Annotated in this window: 1 protein-coding gene; it reads left to right on the top strand. The window is 78.7% G+C overall.

What is annotated here, in order from left to right; translation table 11 throughout:
• Positions 1-1,407, top strand: a 1,407-nt coding sequence (locus VR44_RS35245) for an FAD-binding oxidoreductase (RefSeq protein WP_045951725.1), incomplete at its 5' end; no start/stop codon positions are given.
• Between the last annotated feature and the right edge of the window lie 202 nt (positions 1,408-1,609).

Here is a 1,609-nt window from a genome sequence, read left to right on the forward strand (position 1 = left end):
GAGTTGGACGGGCGGGTGGTCCGTCCGGGGGACGGGGACTACGCGGAGGCCCGGCAGCTGTTCCAGCCCCGCTACGACTCCGTGGCCCCCGGCGCCGTGGCCTATCCGGCGCACGCCGGCGACGTGGCGGTCTGCCTGGACTTCGCCCGCCGTTCGGCCGCCCGGGTGGTGCCGCGCGGCGGCGGGCACGGCTACGCGGGCTGGTCGACGGTGGACGCCGGGCTGGTGGTCGACCTCGGGGCCATGGCCGGGGTGGCGGTCGAGGGGGACGAGGTGCACGTCGGCGCGGGCGCCCGGCTGGCCGACGTGCACGCGGCCCTCGCCGGGCGCGGCCTGGGCGTGCCCGCCGGGCTCTGCCCCTCCGTCGGCATCGCCGGCCTCACCCTCGGCGGCGGCCTGGGCATCGCCTCCCGGGCCCACGGCACCACCTCCGACCGGCTCACCGGGGCCCGCGTGGTGACCCCGGACGGGGTGGTCCGCGAGGCCGGACCCGACCGGGACCCGGAGCTGTTCTGGGCGCTGCGCGGCGGCGGGGGAGGCAACTTCGGCGTGGTCACCGAGTTCCGGCTGCGCACCCATCCCGTCGGGGACGCCGCCTTCGCCGAACTGCACTGGGCGGGCGCGGACTCGGCGGCGGTGGTGCGCGGCTGGCAGCGCTGGCTGGGCGGGCTGGCGGACCCGTTCTGGAGCCAGGCCGAGTTCACGGTGGAGGCCGGGTCCGCCGCCGCCCTGGCCGTCCGGGCGGTGTGCCTGGACGGGCGCGCGGAGCTGGAGCGGGAACTGTCCCGGCTGGCCGGCCTGGTGGGGCGCGGGCCGCGGGACTCGTGGATCACCGTGCGGAGTTACGGGAACACCGTGCGGGCCCTGGCCGGCTGCCCCGGCGGCGGGCCCGAACGGTGCCGGCTGCCGGGGCGGCTGCCCGGCCGGGATCCGCGGGGGCTCCTCGGCCGGGACTCCTACGCGGCCCGCTCCGACTTCTGGGGCGGGCCCGGGCTGCCGGACGCGGCGGTCGGGGCGGTCCTGGACGCCCTCGGGCGGTACGGACGGGAGGTTCCGCCGGGCGGTACGGGTGTGGTCCAGTTCGACGGGGTGTGCGGCGGGGCCGTGAACCGGGTGCCGGCCGGGGCCACCGCCTTCGTCCACCGCGACAGCGCCTTCCTGGCCCAGTACCTCGCGTACTGGCCGCCGTCCGCGACCCCCGCCGAGGCAACCCGGCACCAGGACTGGCTCGACGGGCTGTGGCGGGCCCTGCGCCCGTGGGCGGGCGGCCGGGCCTACCAGAACTACGCCGACCCGAAGCTGACCGGCTGGCGCGAGGCCTACTACGGGCCCAACCTCGCCCGCCTGGAGCAGGTCCGGCGCACCTACGACCCGGAGCGGCTGCTGCGTTTCCCCCAGGCCGTCTGAACCCCGGGCTCCTCCCCTCAGGCCGGCGGGCCCCGCGGGCCGTCACGAACAGGAACGAGACACATGCTGCGTACGTTCACCCTGGCGGCGGCGACCGCCGCCCTGCTGCTCCCCGGCGGGCCGCTGCCCGGCGCGGGGTCCGGCAACGCCGAGGCCGCGACCGGGCGCTGGACCGCGCGGGAGGCCGCCGCGTTCTGGACCC

The organism is Streptomyces katrae (assembly GCF_000966975.1).
Lineage (GTDB): Bacteria > Actinomycetota > Actinomycetes > Streptomycetales > Streptomycetaceae > Streptomyces > Streptomyces katrae.